The sequence below is a fragment of the Haloarcula rubra genome, from assembly GCF_019599465.1.
GTDB classification, from domain to species: Archaea; Halobacteriota; Halobacteria; order Halobacteriales; family Haloarculaceae; genus Haloarcula; species Haloarcula rubra.
Window position 1 is genome coordinate 14,485 of the sequence record NZ_RKLR01000023.1, and the last position, 14,051, is coordinate 28,535.

A 14,051-nucleotide genomic window follows, 5' to 3' on the forward strand; every position below is an offset into this window, starting at 1 on the left:
ATTACTTGAGCGGTACGAACTTCGAGGAGCGTGTCGCCCCGATACCGGCCTGACCGTGTTCGACCGAGGTGCGGGTAAGCTGGAACTCACCGAGGTAGTGGCCGAGCATCTCGGGCTCTACCTTCACGCGCTCGAAGCTCTGGCCGTTGTGGACGGCGAAGGTGATGTCGACCATCTCCGGCAGCACCGGCATGTCGCGCAGGTGCGTCCGGATGGGGTCGTTCGCCGTCGCCTCCTCGTCGGCCTCGCGGGCCTTCTCGAGGAGTTTCTGCTTCTCCTCGGTCAGGCCGCGCTGGATACTTCGCCGCTGGCGTGCGGGGAGCAGTTCCGCGACTTCCTCGAGCTCCATCTCCTGCAGCTCGTCGAGCGTGTGGCCTCGGAAGGAGAACTCTCCTTCGTGGCCGATTTGATATTCCGAACTCATTCGTCACCACCTCGGCCGGTCCGTTTCGAGGCGATGTCCCCGACCTTCCGGCCTGGCGGAGCGTTGCGGGAGATCGACTTGGGCTTGCCGGGGTGCTGTCGGCCGCCGCCACCGAACGGGTGGTCGACGGCGTTCATCGCGACACCACGGACGTTTGGCCACTTCGTCCCGCGGGCTTTCATCTTGTGATACTTGTTGCCGGCCTTGACCATCGGTTTGTCAGTGCGGCCGCCACCGGCGACGACGCCGATGGTGGCGCGGCACTGCGGGTCCAGGCGCTTCATCTCCCCGGAGGGGAGTTTCACGACCGCGACGTTGCGGTCGTGGGTCAAGAGCGTCGCGTTGACACCCGACGCGCGGGCGAAGCGCCCGCCGTCGCCGGGGCTGGACTCGACGTTACAGACCGGGACCCCTTCGGGAATCTCCGCGAGTGGGAGCGTGTTCCCGGGGGCGATTTCGGCGCTGACGCCGACCTGCAGTTCGTCGCCGACGCCGACGCCTTCCGGCGCCAGCACGAGGCGGTGGTCGCCGTCCTCGAACTCGACGGCCGCGACGGGCGCCGAGCGAGCGGGGTCGTGTTCGATGTCCACGACGGTCCCGGCGACGAGGTCGCCGTCTTCGACTTTACGGTGCTGAAGGTCGGCCTTGTAGCGGTGCGAGGGCGCCCGGAACGTGGACGTCCCGCGACCGCGTCGTTGTCCCTGAATTCGTCGTCCCATCGTTAGAACACCCCGATCCTGGAGGCGACTTCCTGGGCGTCGTCGTCCTCGGAGAGGCGAACGACGGCCTTCTTCTCGCCGTCCATCGTGTTCTGTGTGTTCACGTCGACGACGGTGACGTCGTACTGGGACTCGACGGCCTCGGTGACCTCCGGCTTCCCAGCCTCGTCGTCGACGACGAACTGGAGCTTGTTGTCGAAGTCCATGTCGTTCATGGCCTTCTCGGTGACGTGGGGGTACTTGATGACGTCCCAGCTCATCGTTCGGCCACCTCCGCGAGTGCGGACTCGGTGAAGACGGTGAGCCGACCGGGCTGTGCGCCGGGTGCGAGGTCCTCTGCGTTGACCTCTCGGGCCGTCGCCACGTCGACGCCCGCGAGGTTGCGGGCGGCCTTCGAGGGCTCGTCGCTGGTCACGAACAGGATGGAAGAGGGGCGGCGGTACTTCCGGCCGCGTGCCTTCCCCTGTCCGGCCTTGATCTTCGTCTCGTCCGCGCGCTCGACGTCGGAGTGGACGTCCAGCGCTTCGAGGAGGGAAACGACCTCCTGCGTCTTGACGAGGTCCTCGAAGTCGTCGGAGACGACGACGGGCACCTCGTCGCGGTCGAACTCGTGGCCGCGCTCGGCGACGAGTTCCGCGTCCGTCGTGGCGGCGAGTGCCGAGCGGACGGCGAGCTGACGTTCCTTGTCGTTGATGTCGACGGAGCGGTCCTTCTCGGCTTTCGGCGGGTGGGCGCGTCGGCCCTTGACCGCCTGCGGGACGCGGCGGGCACGGCCGTCCTGCTTCGGGACGTGTGCCTGGCCGCGGCCGCTACCGAAGGACTCGGCCGGCGTCCGGAGACCGGCGTACTCGTCGGAGCCGTAGTCCTGCTTCCGGTTTGCCTGGGCGGCGGTGACGGCCTTCTTGATGAGGTCGGGTCGCACGGGCGTCTCGAAGACGTCCGGCAGGTCGATCTCGCCGTCGGCCTCGCCGTCCAGAGTGTAGATAGTTGCCTGCATAGGTTATCCCTGGTTCGATTCTGTGGAGACGTAGCGCACCTCGGGGTCGAGGCGCGGCTGGTCGTTCGGACGCACCGCGGGCCGGAAGCGAACCAGACGCTTGTCCGGGCCGGGCACCGACCCCTTCACGAGCGTGTAGGGGCCGTCGACCTCGCCGTAGTTGACGAAGCCACCGTCGACGGTGGCCTCGTCGCCTTCGCCGATGTCGATGAGGCGCTTGTTCAGTTCCGTGCGCTGGTGGTAGCCGGTCTGCCCCTGCTGGGGGACCGTCGAGCGCACGCGGGAGGGGTTCCACGGGCCGAGGTTACCGATTCGGCGCCGCCAGCCCTGCCGGGCGTGCTTGCCCTTCCGCTTCTGGACGCCCCAGCGCTTGACGGGACCCTGCGTCCCCTTGCCCTTCGTGACACCGGCCACGTCGGCGTACTCGCCGGCGCGGAAGATATCGTTCATCGAGTGCTCGCCGCCGTCTGCGACGAGTTCGAGGGCGTGACTGAGGCGGTCCTCGAGGGACCCACCGCCGACGCGAGTCTCCATCACGTCGGGCTTCTTCTTCGGGACGCTCTGGACGGCGTCGGGGACGGTGTGCGTGATGAGACGCACGTCCCCGAGGTCACCGGCCTCGAGTGCGTCGCGTACCTGTTCCTCTGCAGCGTCCGGGTCGTGTTCCTCCGGCAGGTTCAGTGTCCGGTCGAGTTCCCCGTGGAACTCGTCCGTCCAGACCTCCGTCAGCGGACGCTTGCCGTACGGCGTATCTTCGTACGCTCGCAGGGCGACGGCGCGCATCGGCGGCGTCTCGACGACCGTCACCGGGACGGTCTCTTCCATCCCCTCGCGCGGGGAGTTGGGTTCGTCGTTGACGAGCACGACGTGAGTCATGCCCGCCTTGTAGCCGGCGAACCCTTGAACGCCGGGCTGGCCGTCGTCGGACGGCCAGCTGTTGAAGCGCGGCGTCTCGCTCGTCGAGCGCTTGCGCGGGCCGAAGCCCAGCGAGCCTTTGCGTGGTCTGCTTGATTGTGGCATACGTTTACTCCGTGAGGGTTAGACAGGCGAGGGAGGCGAACAGTGCTTCTTCCGTTCGCACGACCTCGCTGCCCTGGTTCGGAACCGTATTCAGCCAGAGGTCGAACCCTGTGGGGTCGTCGTCTGTCTGGTCTCGTCCGACGGAGCCCGGGTCCACGTCGAGTATCGACGGTAACCCACGCTCGGGGGCTCCGAAGGCGACTGTCATGCCGCCCTCGGCGTCCCGTCGCTCGGCCAGACGGCCGAGACGGTGTGTCGTCGCCGGCTCTCCGTACCTCGAAGAGGCAATGGTGAGCCCGGCGTCGTCACGCGAGAGTGCTGCATCGAGGTCCGCGGAAACGACGTCGAACCCCGGCGTGGGGTGGTCGACGAGTTTCGCCCGGACCGGCCGTCGCGAAGAGACCCTGACGGTCACGCGCTCCCCCTGTCCCACGTCCAGACCGTCTGGAACGGGGAGGGAGATCGGGTGTTGCATGCCGCAATTGACCCGTACGCGCCCATCAGCTCCGACCTCGGTCACGATTCCCTGTCTTAACGACCCCGAACCCTCAGATCCGGAGCCGGTCTGTGAACGCACGCGGAGCGGCGGCAGGACGCCGACGTACTCTAGTTCGTCCCGCTTGCCCCACATCTCCTTTCGGAGGTGTGGCGGCGTCGCGGCGTACCGCAGCACGGTTTCGACGAACCCGTCTTCCCACTTCCCCGCCCCGTCTGGGTCGGGGAACACCGTCAGCCGGTCGACCCGGAACACCGTGGCCGCGCGGGCCACGTATCCGAGCTTTCGAGTCGCCTCGCGGCGGTCCTCGGCTTCCCGTGTGAGGGAGTCGGGCACGAGTACGCTGGTCGTCATGCCGTGACGCTTCCACGTCACGCCACTAGACTGTAGCGATACTTCTCCGTCCCTACGGTAAAAAGACCCCGCTTCGCGCACGCGTTGGGACGCGTTCACACGGCCCGTCACAGTCCGTAGCCCGTGAACCGCCCACACGGGTCTTGCCGGTTCCGAAAGGCTGTGGCGTGCTATCCACTCGCGGGAAATCTACACGGCGAATGCCCTCACGTCCCACGATTGTCCTCGGAAAACGGAAGGCTTTTTACCGTCACCCTCGCCAGATTGGAATGCAGAGAGGCGCGATGCGCCACACCGGGCGCTGGTAGTGTAGTTGGTATCACGTGACCTTGCCATGGTCACAACCTGGGTTCAAATCCCAGCCAGCGCATTTCTACTCCGAACGACGGCGAATAGCACTGTGTAGCGTGCACTCGTCGTCCCGTGAGCCGTGACATCGCACTGGATTTGAAGCCTAGCAGCCGCGCGTAGCGAAGCGAGCACGTCTGATTCCGGCGAATCCCAGCCAGCGCATCTCTCCGATTCCGAGACGCGAGCGCCCCGGTAGCACCTGCTTACTGTTCGAGGTCGCGTTCGACGCCCTCGCACTCGTCGGCTATCTCGTCGAGTTCGGCCTCCAGGCGGTCTATCTCCGCTTGCAGGCGGCGGAACTCCTCGCTCTCGCCGAGTTCCGGTGGTGACTTCTCCTGTGCGAGGACGCTTCGTTTCACGCGCTTCTGGCTCAGGTCCCGGTACGTCTCGTCGTACTCGGCCAGCGAGAGCAGTCGTTCGACCGTCTCCTGTACCGCCTCGGTGGGAACGGGCTTGACGAGGTAGTCGTCGACGCCCATGTCGATGATGTCGAAGTCGGGTTCGATGGCGGTGACCATCGCGACGTAGCAGTGGTCGGTTCGGCTCTGTACTTCTCTGAGGAGGTCCTCACCGTCGGCGTCGGGAAGCGTGCGGTCGAGGAGGACCACGTCGATCTCGTCGGTGAGACGGTCGATGGCCGCCTCGCCAGTCGCGGCCGTCGACACGTCGTAGGACTGCGAGAGGACCCGTGAGTAGGCCTCTCGGAGGGGCGGTTCGTCCTCGACGAGGAGGACCGATGGGCGGGGGTCGCTCACGTCACCCTTTTTTGTGTCGAACGGCTAATAAATCTAGGTATCGGGGCCCGCGAACGCCACAGTTAGGACTCGCCGGGACGATGGCCACGTATGACCTGTATCGGCTTTCTGTCCGTCGCACCGGTCGTCGAGGAGAGCATGGCCCCCTACGTCGCCGACGCCGTCGCGGCGCTGGACGAGTTCGACGTCGAGTACGAGACGACGCCGATGGGGACCATCATCGAGGCGGCGGACAGCGAGGAACTGTTCGCGGCGGCCCACGCGGCCCACGAGGCCGTCGGCGCACAGTCCGACCGCGTCGAGACGTTCCTGAAGATAGACGACAAGCGCGGGGTCGACCAGCGCGCGAGCGAGAAGGTCGACGCCGTCGAGTCCGAGTTGGGTCGTGCCGCACGGAGCGACGGGGCCGAAGGCGGAGATTAAAAGGCAGGCTGCCAAAGACCGCGTATGGACAGTCTCAATCGGATGGCCACGGAACTCGTCGACGAGGCCATCGACTTCGCCGACGAACTCACGATAGACGTACACGCGCTCTCGGGCGACGCCGCGGTGCTGGACTTCGGCGTCGACGTTCCCGGCGCGGTGGAGGCCGGGATGGTCCTCGCCGAGATACAGACAGCGGGGCTCGCGACGGTCCAGTCCACGATGGACACCGTCGCCGGCGCGCCGCTGACCCACGTCGAACTGTCGACGGACCACCCGGCGCTGGCCCTCCTGTGCTCGCAGAAGGGTGGCTGGGAGCTCTCGGCCGACGGCTTCGAGGGCCTCGGGAGCGGCCCGGCCCGCGCGCTCGTGGCCGAGGAGGAGGCGTTCCAGCGCATCGGCTACCGAGAGGAGGCCGACTTCGCCGTGCTGGCGGTCGAGACGGACCAACTGCCCGACGAGGCCGTCGCCGCACAGGTGGCCGAACGCACCGGCGTCCCCGAGACGGGGGTGTTCCTCCCGGCGTTCTCGTCGGCGAGTGTCACCGGCAGCGTCGTCGCCGCCGCCCGCGCGGCCGAACTGGCGGTCTTCCGGCTGGCCGAACTGGGCTTCGACCCCGTCTCGGTGCTCTCGGCGAACGCACGCGCCCCCGTCGCCCCTGTGGCAGGCGACGAGGCGACGGCGATGGCCCGGACGACGGACGCGCTGGCCTACGGCGGCGAGGTCCACCTCACCGTCGACGAGTCGTTCGACCGGTTCGACGAGGTGGCCTCCGTCGCGGGCAGCGAGTACGGCGAACCGCTGGAAGCGGTCTTCGAGGCGGCCGACTGGGACTTCGCCGACCTCCCCGTCGAACTGTTCGCGCCGGCACAGGTCACGGTCGACGTCGTCGGCGGCGACACGCACGTCGTCGGCGACACCCACGAGGACGTGCTGGCCGAGAGCTTCGGACTCTGATGCGCTACAAGGTGGCCCCGCCGGTGCGGTCGCTGGCCGCCCTCAACGACGCGAGAGGGGCCGTGCCGCTGGTCCCGGACGACGAGTCGGACTGCTGTCGTGCCATCCGACGGGCCAGCGACGTGCCGGACCGCGAGACGGCGCGCGAGTACCTGACCTTCCTCCGGGCCCTCGGCCTCGTCGCGGAGAGCGACCGGGGGTACTACCGCACGCGGACCGAACTGGACGAGGAGACGCTGGCGACGGCGTTCCGGGAGAACGTCTTCGGCGCGGCCGAGGTGCTCGATACGCTCGGTAGCGACCCGCGCACCGTCGACGAGGTGTTCGCCGCGGTGCGGCCGGCGGTTCCCCGCTGGGAGCGCGAACGTCACGCCGACTGGGAGCGCGTCTGGCACAGCAGAGTCGAACGTCTGCTGGGGTGGGCGACGACGTTCGGACTGTGTCGGCGAACGGACGCTGGGTACGAAGCGGCGTAGCGTCGGCTCAGTAGGCGATACCGACGCGCTCGCGCCGGTGTCTGTTCTCGACGAGCGTCTCGTAGAGGAACGCCGCCACGTCGCCCGTCGAGACCGACTGCCCGCCGTCCGGGAGGTAGTCGACGGCCGTCCGGTAGTGGTTGGTCGGCGTCCCCTCGGGCATCTGCGGGGGACAGACGAGCGTCCAGTCGACGGTCGACGCCTGCAGGCGTTCGTAGACGTCGTGGTGGGCCGTCGCTATCTGCCGCAAGTGGTCGGGGAACTCCGGCGTGTCGAGACGGAGTCGGTTCGGCGTCGCCTGCAGGATACCGGCCGCAGCCACGGTGACGAGGCGGTCGACGCCGTTCGCCGCCATCGCTGCGAGTACGTTCTCGACACCGACCGATAACACTGTCGGGGTCTCACCCTCGTCCGGGCCGATAGCGAGACAGACGGCGTCGTGGCCCGGGACGGCGGCCGCGACCGCTTCGGCGTCGGTCACGTCACCTTCGACGACCCTGCTCCCTGCCGGGGCCGTCGCGGTGTCGCGGACGAACGCGGTGACGGCGTGGCCGTCGTTGCTGGCGTAGTCACAGATACGCCGGCCGACCCGACCACTCGCGCCGAAGACGAGGATGTCCATGTCGACCGATACCTGGTCGACGGATAAAGAGATAGTACCTAACGGGCTCAGTCGGTGACGATGTCGGTGACGGTGCCGACGCCCTTCGACCGGCCCTCGCGGAAGACGAACTTCTGGCCCTCCTCGACGAGATACGGTCTGAACTTGAACTCGACGGTGGTCTCACCGGCGTCGCCGGGGAGCAACTGGCCGTCCGAGGGGTGGAAGACGGCGGCCTCGCTGACGGTCTCGAGATGGACCACGGGTTCGTAGCCGTCGCCGATACGGGTCGGGTGGTTCAACACCATCACCTCGGCCTCGAACTCGCGGACCGGCGTCGGGTCGGCGTCCCGCGGGAGCAACACCATGCCGCGCTCGACGTCCGCCTCTCGGACGCCCTTCAGCGCGATGCCGACGATGCGACCGGCTTTGGCCTCGTCGACCCGGTAGTAGTGCATCTCGATGGAGCGGACCTCCACCTCACGGAAGGTCCCGTCCTGCATCGGGCCGAGGAGGAGTTCGTCGCCGGCCTCCACTTCGCCGGACTTGATGGTGCCGGACGCGACGGCACCGACCCCCTGGACGTTGTACGTGCGGTCGACGTACATCCTGAACTCGCCCACTTCGCCGGCGGTCTTCGGGAGCGCCTCGAACATAGCGTCCAGCGTGTCCATGCCCGCCTGTGTCACGGCGCTCGTCGTCACGACGGGGACGACCGTCTCCGAAATCTCCTCGATGGCGGCGTCGACGCCGTGGCGTTCGACACGTAGCGGTGTCTTGTCGACCTCGCGGAGCGCTCGCTCGACGCTCCGTTCGACCTCGCTCACCCGCTCCTCGGCCACGAGGTCCGTCTTGGTGATGGCGACGATGGTCGGCAGGTCCGTCGCGAGCAAGATACCCAGGTGTTCGCGAGTCGTCTCCGTGACGCCGTCGTCGGCGGCGACGGTAAGCAGGCCGTAATCGAGTTTCTGGCCGACCAGTCCGCGAATCGTCGTCCGGAGCCACGGTTCGTGACCGACGGTGTCGACGAACGACACCAGTCGGTCCGACTCCTCCACAACGCGTGCGCGGTCACTTTTCCGATGCGGGTTGTCCATCCGGACCGGCCCCTCGTCGTCGAAGCCGTAGACGCCGTAGGAGAGGTCCGCCGAGAGGCCGCGTTCGACCTCGTGAGGCTGGACGTCGAGAAACCCGCGCGTGTTGCCCTCGCCGTCGTCGGCCTCGCCGGTCACCAGCGACCCGACGAGCGTGGACTTGCCGTGGTCGACGTGACCGGCGGTGCCGACGACGATGTGGTCGTCGTCTTCGAGGACGGCGCCCTCTCTGACCGTGGCGACGCCGACGATGCCTTCCGGGCCGTCGCCTCCACCGTCCGAGTCCGCGTCCGAGACGCCGTCGACGCCCCACGTCTGGACCTCCTCGATGTGGGCGCCGGCCTCCTCGGCCAGCAGACTCAGCACGTCCATCGACTCGGAGAACGCTTCGGGAGCGATGCCGGCGAGGCCGCCGTCGTCGGTGACGCCGACGACGTAGGTCGCTTCACCGTCGCCCGAGAGGACGCGGTGGCGGAGTTGCGCCGTCAGGGATTCGAGCCGACCCTCCGAGAGATGCAGGTCCTCGGTGAGCCGTTCCTTGAACTCGACGCTGCCGCCCTCCTGTTCGCCGCGCTCCAGCGCGCGCCGGAGGACAGCCCGGTCGGGGCTCATGAGAGTCCGTAACGGAGGCCGAGATAAAAGCCTTCCCCGGGTTTGGGCCTGCTTACCGGTGTTTTCGGCTGTGAACGAGTCTGTCTCTCACAGTAGCGCCGCCGAGCGTCGACGCACCAGAACGGGACGACGGGGGGTCGTGCGCAGACTCGCCGCACGAGCCTCGCGGCGCGGGCGGCCAGTCGTGTGCCCGCTCCTACGGCCGGTAGGGGGCCACCGCTTCGAGGAAGCCGTCGGCGTACCGGGCCTCGGTCACCCGGTCGGCGCGGGCCTTCGCCGTCTCGTCCGCGTTCGCGACGGCGACGGCCTCGCCAGCCACGTCGAACGCCTCCGCGTCGTTCTCCGAGTCGCCGACGGCGAGGAACGACGACGGGGCGACCTCCAGTTCCGCACAGATGGCCTCCAGCCCCGTCCCCTTGTCCACGCTCGGGTCGGTGACGTGGTAGGCGAACCCCGTGTCGAGGACGACGAGACCGGCCTCCTCGGCCAGCCGTTCGAGCGGTTCCAGCGGCTGGTCGAGGCTGACGACGAGTTCCGTCTCGCGCCAGCGGTTCGCGAGGTCGACGGTCCCGAAGCCGAGTTCGTGTCCCAGTTCGCGGTAGGCCTCGGCGACGGCGAGGCTCGCCTCGTGGTCGCCGCGCAACTGGAGTTCGTCGGTCGCTTCGACGAACACGACGCCGCCGTTCTCCGCGACGACGGCACGCTCGATACCGAGGAACTCACAGAGGGCGATGGGGTAAGGCATCGCCTTCCCCGTCGCGACGACGACGGGTTCGGGCCACTCGCGCAACACGGGAAACACGCGCGGGTCGACGGCGCGGGACGCGTCGGTGAGCGTCCCGTCGATGTCGACGAGTAACGGCGGCGTCTCGGACATACACGTACTGGCGGCTGGACCGGTTTGGCCGTTGCGATACGACGGGTCGGTGTGTCACTACCAGTGGTTCTCACCCGACGCCAGTGACGACCCACATCAGTCGTCGGTCAGCGTCTCGTAGGCCGCTTTGACGCGCTTGAACTCGGCTTCGCTCCCGCTGTCCGTGTCGGGGTGGACCTCCTTGACGCGTTCGCGGTAGGCCTGCTTGACCGCCTGTTCGTCGGCGCCGGGGTCGAGACCGAGGCGGTCGTACGCCTCCGAGGGGGTCGGCCCGTTCGACGGACCCACGGGCCCACGCTGTCGCTGCCGGGCCTGTCGCCGCCGTTGCTGCTGTCGGGCCTGCTGGGCGCGTCTCCCGAAGCCGTCCGCCCGCCGACCGTCCCTCGGCGGAGTCCACTCCTCGCGCGGTCCGGCGCCGAACCCGCCCCGACGGCGCTCGCGAGACTGGGTTGCGGCGCGGCGTTCGACTCGCTCGTAGAGGTCGGCAGCCATCTTCCCGCTCAGGTGGTAGTACATGAGGTACGTGGAGACGGCGAACATCAGGGCCAGAAAGAGCACGGCCGGGTTCACCAGTATCCCCACCACCGTCAGCACCGCTGTCAGTACCGCGAACACCGCGGCGACACCCGTGACGAGCCGGTCGTACTGCACGAATCGTGGTTCGGTCCACAGGACCGTAAGCGTCTCGCCTGTCGCCCCAAGCGTTCAATACGCCGAGCGTGCTAGAACGTCGCATGAGCGTCTCCGGGCTCTGTGACCTGTGTGACCGGCCCGACGTCGACCACGGCTGTGACCGTTGCGGGCGACTCGTCTGTGACCGCCACTGGGACGAGGCCTCTGGGCTGTGCGTCGAGTGTAGCGTCGAGGTCGGGAAACCGGGCGAGCGGACCGACCCCGAGAACCTGCCCGACGGCGTCGACACCTACCGGTTCTGACCTAGCGGAACTGGTTGAGCCGCGTCTCGAGTCGCTTCGCCGACTGGCCGGCCGCCTCGAAGAACTGCTCGGGGGACCCGCCTCGGGCCTCGCTATCCTCGCCGGCGAAGATGATACCGCGCGAGGAGTTCACCAGACCGACGCCGTCGGCGAGTCCGTACTCGACGGCCGCCTCCGCGTCGCCGCCCTGCGCGCCGACGCCGGGGACGAGGAACGGGATGTCGGGGACGAGTTCGCGTATCTCCTCCAGTTCCTCCGGCGCGGTTGCCCCGACGACGAGGCCGACGTTCCCGTTGTCGTTCCAGAGGTCCGCCAGATGGACGACCCGTTCGTACAGCTTCTCGCCGGAGGCCAGTTCGAGGTCCTGCAGGTCGGCGCCGCCGGGGTTCGAGGTGCGCCCGAGGACGAACACGCCCTTCTCCTCGTGCTGGAGGAACGGTTCCAGCGAGTCCCGGCCGAGGAACGGGTTGACCGTGATGGCGTCGGCGGCGGGGCCGTGATCCTCGTCCAGTATCGTCGCGTACTGGCGCGCGGTGTTCCCGATGTCGCCCCGTTTGGCGTCCAGCAGGACCGGGACGTCCTTGCCGTGGGCGTATGCGATAGTCTCTCGGAGCGCCCGCCAGCCGTCGGGGTCCTCGTAGAACGCCGCGTTGGGTTTGTAACAGGCGGCGTGTTCGTGGGTCGCGTCGATGATGCGGCGGTTGAACTGCCAGCGCGGGAGGTCGGCGTCCCGCACGACCTCGGGGAGACGGGCCGGGTCCGGGTCAAGTCCGACGGAGACGACGCTGTCGGCCGCCACGATGCGGTCGTGGAGACGGTCGAAGAAGTTCATAGGTAGCGGGCCGCCGCCGACGGACACAAGCGTTTCCCTCTGTCGCCGTGGTCGGTTCGACCGAGAATCAACTTTGAGAATCAGACCCCGAGTCTATTTGATACCTCGGGCGAAACGGGTGCTATGGACCGTTCCCTCGATGTCGGGCACGTCGCGGAGACGCTCCCGAACCTGCGGCACGCACTCGAGGACCCTCGGCTACGGCCGTTCGGACTCGTCGGCGGCGCGGGATTGCTCGTCGTCGGTGCGCTACTGTCGCTGACCCCCACGTCCGGGACGTCGGCGTTCTGGTCGAACGCCGTCGCAGCCACGCTCGTCTTCGTCGGGGTCCCGCTGTTCTGCCTCGGCCTCGCGGCACGAGAACCCGCGTCCGACTCGTGGTTCCACATCGGCGTCGACCTCTCGACCAAACAGCGGCAGGCCGTCGCCGTCGGCACGCTCTGTATCACGCTCGCCCCGATAGTGATGGCGGTCGGCTCTCCGCTCGGACTCACGGTCGTGGTGCTCGCGACGGCCGCGACGATGACGTTCGTCGGGTCGGCGCTGGTGCTCACCGGGTTCATCGCGTGGACGGCCGAGACGCTGGCCGAACCGGGGTCGACCTGACTACCCGAGTCGGTCGGCGAGTACGTCGACCAGCGCCTTGACCGCCGCGCCGCTGTGTGCGACGACGACGGTGTCGCTCCCCGACTTCTCGACGGTCACGTCCTCGCGACCGACGTCGACGGCGACCGACTCGGAGAGCGTCAGCCGTGCCGTCTCGGGCGTGACGTGGACCTCGCCGAGTCGGGTGCCGTCGGCCTCGATACCGAACGCGAACGCGCCCTCGGCCGTCGGCGCTACGTCCGGGTCGGCGTCGACCACCGACAGCGTCCCGAGTGCCCCTCGTTCGAGTCCCGTCACCTCCGAGGCGAGTAGCTGACCGATGCGTTTCCCGTCGGTGATGCGGTCCTCGACCATCAGACCTCCTCCCGCGCCTCGACGGCGATGCTCTCGACGGCGACACCTTCGCTGCGGGCGTAGACGACCGCCGCGGCCTCCAGCGTCACGCCGAGGTCCGACTGCAACGAGTTGATGCCGGCGACGGCCGTCTGTTTCTCCACGCCGCTCTCGACGACGGCGTCTAGCACGCGCTCGAACGTCGACCGGGACTGGAGGACTTCCTCGCCGGGCGAGAACCCGTCCGGAATCTCGACGCTCCCGGCGTCGAACGTGACGACGAGGGCGTCGGCCTCGCGTTCGACGAGGCCCTCGCTTGCGGCGACGTCGACCAGCGACTTCGCCTGGTCCGGCGAGAACCAGTTCCGGTCGAGCGACAGGGCGACGACGAACTCGCTCTCGGCCATCCGGTCGGTCCCGCGCTGTCGGAACGGCGCGGCGACGGCCGTCTTCAGACTCATCGTTCGGGCAACCGTCTCGCCCCCGGGTAACGATTACGGTTACACCGCTACCGGACGCGTCGGTCGGTGCGCGGTCAGCCGGTCGAACCACAGGCGTGCCAGAGGGGCCCTCACGTCCCGGCACACTCCGGCCCGGCATCGAACGCTTCAAGTAGCCGCTGGGTCATGAATCGGGTATGAAAGACCAGGGACGCTCCCCTCGCAAGCGCACAGGCGGTCGACGACGCCCGAACCACAAGAAGAAGAAGCACGAACTCGGCCGTGAGCCGACGGAGACGCAGGTCGGCGACCAGAAACTGAAGGTCGTCGACTCCCGCGGCAACACCCAGAAGGTCCGTGCGGTCACGACCGACGTCGCGAGCGTCGCCGACGGCGCCGAGACGGTCGAGGCGACCATCGAGAACGTCGTCGAGAACCCGTCGAACCCGAACTACGCTCGCCGAAACATCATCACGAAGGGTGCCATCGTCGAGACCTCCGAGGGCGAGGCCCGCGTCACCTCCCGTCCCGGGCAGGACGGACAGGTCAACGCCGTTCTCGTCGAGTAACTCGTTCTCGCGACGGTTCTACACACGTCAGAGCCTCCTTAGCGCCCGGTCTATCTATAGTAGACACTAGAAGTAATTACTCACTTTAGGAACAGAGAGTTTGTCGAGAGCGGCGTCGATCGCTGCTGTTAGCTCGTCGAGCGAGTCAAAGAAACGGTTGCTAAGAGCCTTTTGCAGTTG

20 protein-coding genes, 1 tRNA gene and 1 pseudogene are annotated in these 14,051 nt (G+C 67.9%); 7 read left to right on the forward strand and 15 right to left on the reverse strand.

The annotated features are described in order from the left end of the window. Position 1: 1 nt before the first annotated feature. The 6 genes from EGH21_RS23250 to EGH21_RS23275 are packed head-to-tail and all read right to left on the reverse strand — an operon-like array spanning position 2 to position 4,010. Positions 2 to 424 carry a 30S ribosomal protein S19 gene (locus tag EGH21_RS23250; RefSeq protein ID WP_220620793.1) on the reverse strand — a complete coding sequence of 141 codons (423 nt, stop codon included), beginning with the start codon at positions 422 to 424 and terminating at the stop codon, positions 2 to 4. Then, positions 421 to 1,143, reverse strand: coding sequence for a 50S ribosomal protein L2 (locus EGH21_RS23255; RefSeq protein WP_220620794.1), 723 nt, complete (start codon positions 1,141 to 1,143; stop codon positions 421 to 423). The genes EGH21_RS23250 and EGH21_RS23255 overlap by 4 nt, the downstream gene beginning before the upstream one ends. A 2-nt stretch (positions 1,144 to 1,145) precedes the next feature. Further along, on the reverse strand, positions 1,146 to 1,403 hold the full coding sequence (locus EGH21_RS23260) for a 50S ribosomal protein L23 (RefSeq protein ID WP_220620795.1): 258 nt from the start codon (positions 1,401 to 1,403) through the stop codon (positions 1,146 to 1,148). After that, positions 1,400 to 2,140 (reverse strand): 50S ribosomal protein L4, encoded by a 741-nt coding sequence (gene rpl4p, locus EGH21_RS23265; protein ID WP_220620796.1) that lies wholly within the window; start codon positions 2,138 to 2,140, stop codon positions 1,400 to 1,402. Before rpl4p ends, EGH21_RS23260 begins: the two co-directional genes overlap by 4 nt. 3 nt (positions 2,141 to 2,143) lie before the next feature. Further along, the gene (gene rpl3p, locus EGH21_RS23270; RefSeq protein ID WP_220620797.1) at positions 2,144 to 3,160 is read right to left on the reverse strand and encodes a 50S ribosomal protein L3; all 1,017 of its coding nucleotides are present in this window, start codon (positions 3,158 to 3,160) and stop codon (positions 2,144 to 2,146) included. A gap of 4 nt (positions 3,161 to 3,164) precedes the next feature. Continuing rightward, on the reverse strand, positions 3,165 to 4,010 hold the full coding sequence (locus EGH21_RS23275) for a putative RNA uridine N3 methyltransferase (protein WP_166971528.1): 846 nt from the start codon (positions 4,008 to 4,010) through the stop codon (positions 3,165 to 3,167). A gap of 298 nt (positions 4,011 to 4,308) precedes the next feature. On the opposite strand from EGH21_RS23275, the gene EGH21_RS23280 reads away from it, so the two are divergent. Then, positions 4,309 to 4,380, forward strand: a tRNA-Gly gene (locus EGH21_RS23280). Between the two features lie 184 nt (positions 4,381 to 4,564). Here EGH21_RS23280 and EGH21_RS24655 read toward each other — a convergent pair. Continuing rightward, entirely contained in the window at positions 4,565 to 5,116 is a 552-nt protein-coding gene (locus EGH21_RS24655) for a response regulator (RefSeq protein WP_220620798.1), read from the reverse strand. A gap of 90 nt (positions 5,117 to 5,206) precedes the next feature. Here EGH21_RS24655 and EGH21_RS23290 point away from each other — a divergent pair, with 90 nt between their 5' ends. From EGH21_RS23290 to EGH21_RS23300, 3 genes are read left to right on the forward strand one after another with little or no spacing between them, the layout of a single operon-like run. Next, positions 5,207 to 5,539, forward strand: a complete 333-nt coding sequence (locus EGH21_RS23290) for an MTH1187 family thiamine-binding protein (RefSeq protein ID WP_220620799.1) — start codon at positions 5,207 to 5,209, stop codon at positions 5,537 to 5,539. Between the two features lie 24 nt (positions 5,540 to 5,563). Next, complete coding sequence (gene mch / locus EGH21_RS23295) at positions 5,564 to 6,496, forward strand: methenyltetrahydromethanopterin cyclohydrolase (protein WP_220620800.1); 933 nt, start codon at positions 5,564 to 5,566, stop codon at positions 6,494 to 6,496. After that, positions 6,496 to 6,972 carry a double winged helix-containing putative transcriptional regulator gene (locus EGH21_RS23300; RefSeq protein ID WP_220620801.1) on the forward strand — a complete coding sequence of 159 codons (477 nt, stop codon included), beginning with the start codon at positions 6,496 to 6,498 and terminating at the stop codon, positions 6,970 to 6,972. Before mch ends, EGH21_RS23300 begins: the two co-directional genes overlap by 1 nt. A gap of 7 nt (positions 6,973 to 6,979) precedes the next feature. Here EGH21_RS23300 and EGH21_RS23305 read toward each other — a convergent pair whose 3' ends face one another. The 4 genes from EGH21_RS23305 to EGH21_RS23320 all read right to left on the reverse strand — a co-directional run bounded on the left by EGH21_RS23305 (position 6,980) and on the right by EGH21_RS23320 (position 10,807). Further along, positions 6,980 to 7,594: an NAD(P)-dependent oxidoreductase gene (locus tag EGH21_RS23305; protein ID WP_220620802.1), complete on the reverse strand. Its 615-nt coding sequence runs from the start codon at positions 7,592 to 7,594 to the stop codon at positions 6,980 to 6,982. A 47-nt stretch (positions 7,595 to 7,641) separates the two neighbouring features. Then, a complete protein-coding gene (locus tag EGH21_RS23310; RefSeq protein WP_220620803.1) occupies positions 7,642 to 9,279 on the reverse strand; it encodes a GTPBP1 family GTP-binding protein in 1,638 nt (545 codons plus the stop codon). A gap of 196 nt (positions 9,280 to 9,475) precedes the next feature. Then, positions 9,476 to 10,156, reverse strand: coding sequence for a phosphoglycolate phosphatase (locus tag EGH21_RS23315; protein ID WP_220620804.1), 681 nt, complete (start codon positions 10,154 to 10,156; stop codon positions 9,476 to 9,478). Between the two features lie 96 nt (positions 10,157 to 10,252). Then, complete coding sequence (locus EGH21_RS23320; protein ID WP_220620805.1) at positions 10,253 to 10,807, reverse strand: J domain-containing protein; 555 nt, start codon at positions 10,805 to 10,807, stop codon at positions 10,253 to 10,255. Between the two features lie 83 nt (positions 10,808 to 10,890). On the opposite strand from EGH21_RS23320, the gene EGH21_RS23325 reads away from it, so the two are divergent. Beyond that, the gene (locus EGH21_RS23325) at positions 10,891 to 11,091 is read left to right on the forward strand and encodes a hypothetical protein (protein ID WP_220620806.1); all 201 of its coding nucleotides are present in this window, start codon (positions 10,891 to 10,893) and stop codon (positions 11,089 to 11,091) included. 1 nt (position 11,092) lies between these two features. Here EGH21_RS23325 and pyrF read toward each other — a convergent pair whose 3' ends face one another. Then, complete coding sequence (pyrF, locus tag EGH21_RS23330; protein ID WP_220620807.1) at positions 11,093 to 11,923, reverse strand: orotidine-5'-phosphate decarboxylase; 831 nt, start codon at positions 11,921 to 11,923, stop codon at positions 11,093 to 11,095. Positions 11,924 to 12,046: 123 nt separating this feature from the next. Here pyrF and EGH21_RS23335 point away from each other — a divergent pair, with 123 nt between their 5' ends. After that, entirely contained in the window at positions 12,047 to 12,529 is a 483-nt protein-coding gene (locus EGH21_RS23335) for a hypothetical protein (protein WP_220620808.1), read from the forward strand. Here EGH21_RS23335 and EGH21_RS23340 read toward each other — a convergent pair whose 3' ends face one another. Continuing rightward, positions 12,530 to 12,883 (reverse strand): DUF7993 family protein, encoded by a 354-nt coding sequence (locus tag EGH21_RS23340; protein WP_220620809.1) that lies wholly within the window; start codon positions 12,881 to 12,883, stop codon positions 12,530 to 12,532. Beyond that, the gene (locus tag EGH21_RS23345; protein ID WP_220620810.1) at positions 12,883 to 13,323 is read right to left on the reverse strand and encodes a DUF2240 family protein; all 441 of its coding nucleotides are present in this window, start codon (positions 13,321 to 13,323) and stop codon (positions 12,883 to 12,885) included. The genes EGH21_RS23340 and EGH21_RS23345 overlap by 1 nt, the downstream gene beginning before the upstream one ends. A gap of 176 nt (positions 13,324 to 13,499) precedes the next feature. On the opposite strand from EGH21_RS23345, the gene EGH21_RS23350 reads away from it, so the two are divergent. Next, positions 13,500 to 13,871 carry a 30S ribosomal protein S8e gene (locus tag EGH21_RS23350; RefSeq protein ID WP_166971502.1) on the forward strand — a complete coding sequence of 124 codons (372 nt, stop codon included), beginning with the start codon at positions 13,500 to 13,502 and terminating at the stop codon, positions 13,869 to 13,871. A 66-nt stretch (positions 13,872 to 13,937) separates the two neighbouring features. Here the strand turns inward: EGH21_RS23350 and EGH21_RS23355 are convergent. Next, positions 13,938 to 14,051, reverse strand: a pseudogene (locus tag EGH21_RS23355) (IS630 family transposase); the annotation flags it as partial.

Coding starts and splice junctions, on each gene's coding strand:
- pyrF (WP_220620807.1), bottom strand. CDS start 11,923: ATGAACTTCTTCGACCGTCTCCACGACCGCATCGTGGCGGCCGACAGC.
- EGH21_RS23275 (WP_166971528.1), bottom strand. CDS start 4,010: ATGACGACCAGCGTACTCGTGCCCGACTCCCTCACACGGGAAGCCGAG.
- EGH21_RS23305 (WP_220620802.1), bottom strand. CDS start 7,594: ATGGACATCCTCGTCTTCGGCGCGAGTGGTCGGGTCGGCCGGCGTATC.
- rpl3p (WP_220620797.1), bottom strand. CDS start 3,160: ATGCCACAATCAAGCAGACCACGCAAAGGCTCGCTGGGCTTCGGCCCG.
- EGH21_RS23335 (WP_220620808.1), top strand. CDS start 12,047: ATGGACCGTTCCCTCGATGTCGGGCACGTCGCGGAGACGCTCCCGAAC.
- EGH21_RS23300 (WP_220620801.1), top strand. CDS start 6,496: ATGCGCTACAAGGTGGCCCCGCCGGTGCGGTCGCTGGCCGCCCTCAAC.
- mch (WP_220620800.1), top strand. CDS start 5,564: ATGGACAGTCTCAATCGGATGGCCACGGAACTCGTCGACGAGGCCATC.
- EGH21_RS23260 (WP_220620795.1), bottom strand. CDS start 1,403: ATGAGCTGGGACGTCATCAAGTACCCCCACGTCACCGAGAAGGCCATG.
- EGH21_RS23350 (WP_166971502.1), top strand. CDS start 13,500: ATGAAAGACCAGGGACGCTCCCCTCGCAAGCGCACAGGCGGTCGACGA.
- EGH21_RS23340 (WP_220620809.1), bottom strand. CDS start 12,883: ATGGTCGAGGACCGCATCACCGACGGGAAACGCATCGGTCAGCTACTC.
- EGH21_RS23250 (WP_220620793.1), bottom strand. CDS start 424: ATGAGTTCGGAATATCAAATCGGCCACGAAGGAGAGTTCTCCTTCCGA.
- rpl4p (WP_220620796.1), bottom strand. CDS start 2,140: ATGCAGGCAACTATCTACACTCTGGACGGCGAGGCCGACGGCGAGATC.
- EGH21_RS23325 (WP_220620806.1), top strand. CDS start 10,891: ATGAGCGTCTCCGGGCTCTGTGACCTGTGTGACCGGCCCGACGTCGAC.
- EGH21_RS23345 (WP_220620810.1), bottom strand. CDS start 13,323: ATGAGTCTGAAGACGGCCGTCGCCGCGCCGTTCCGACAGCGCGGGACC.
- EGH21_RS23255 (WP_220620794.1), bottom strand. CDS start 1,143: ATGGGACGACGAATTCAGGGACAACGACGCGGTCGCGGGACGTCCACG.
- EGH21_RS23315 (WP_220620804.1), bottom strand. CDS start 10,156: ATGTCCGAGACGCCGCCGTTACTCGTCGACATCGACGGGACGCTCACC.
- EGH21_RS23310 (WP_220620803.1), bottom strand. CDS start 9,279: ATGAGCCCCGACCGGGCTGTCCTCCGGCGCGCGCTGGAGCGCGGCGAA.
- EGH21_RS23290 (WP_220620799.1), top strand. CDS start 5,207: ATGACCTGTATCGGCTTTCTGTCCGTCGCACCGGTCGTCGAGGAGAGC.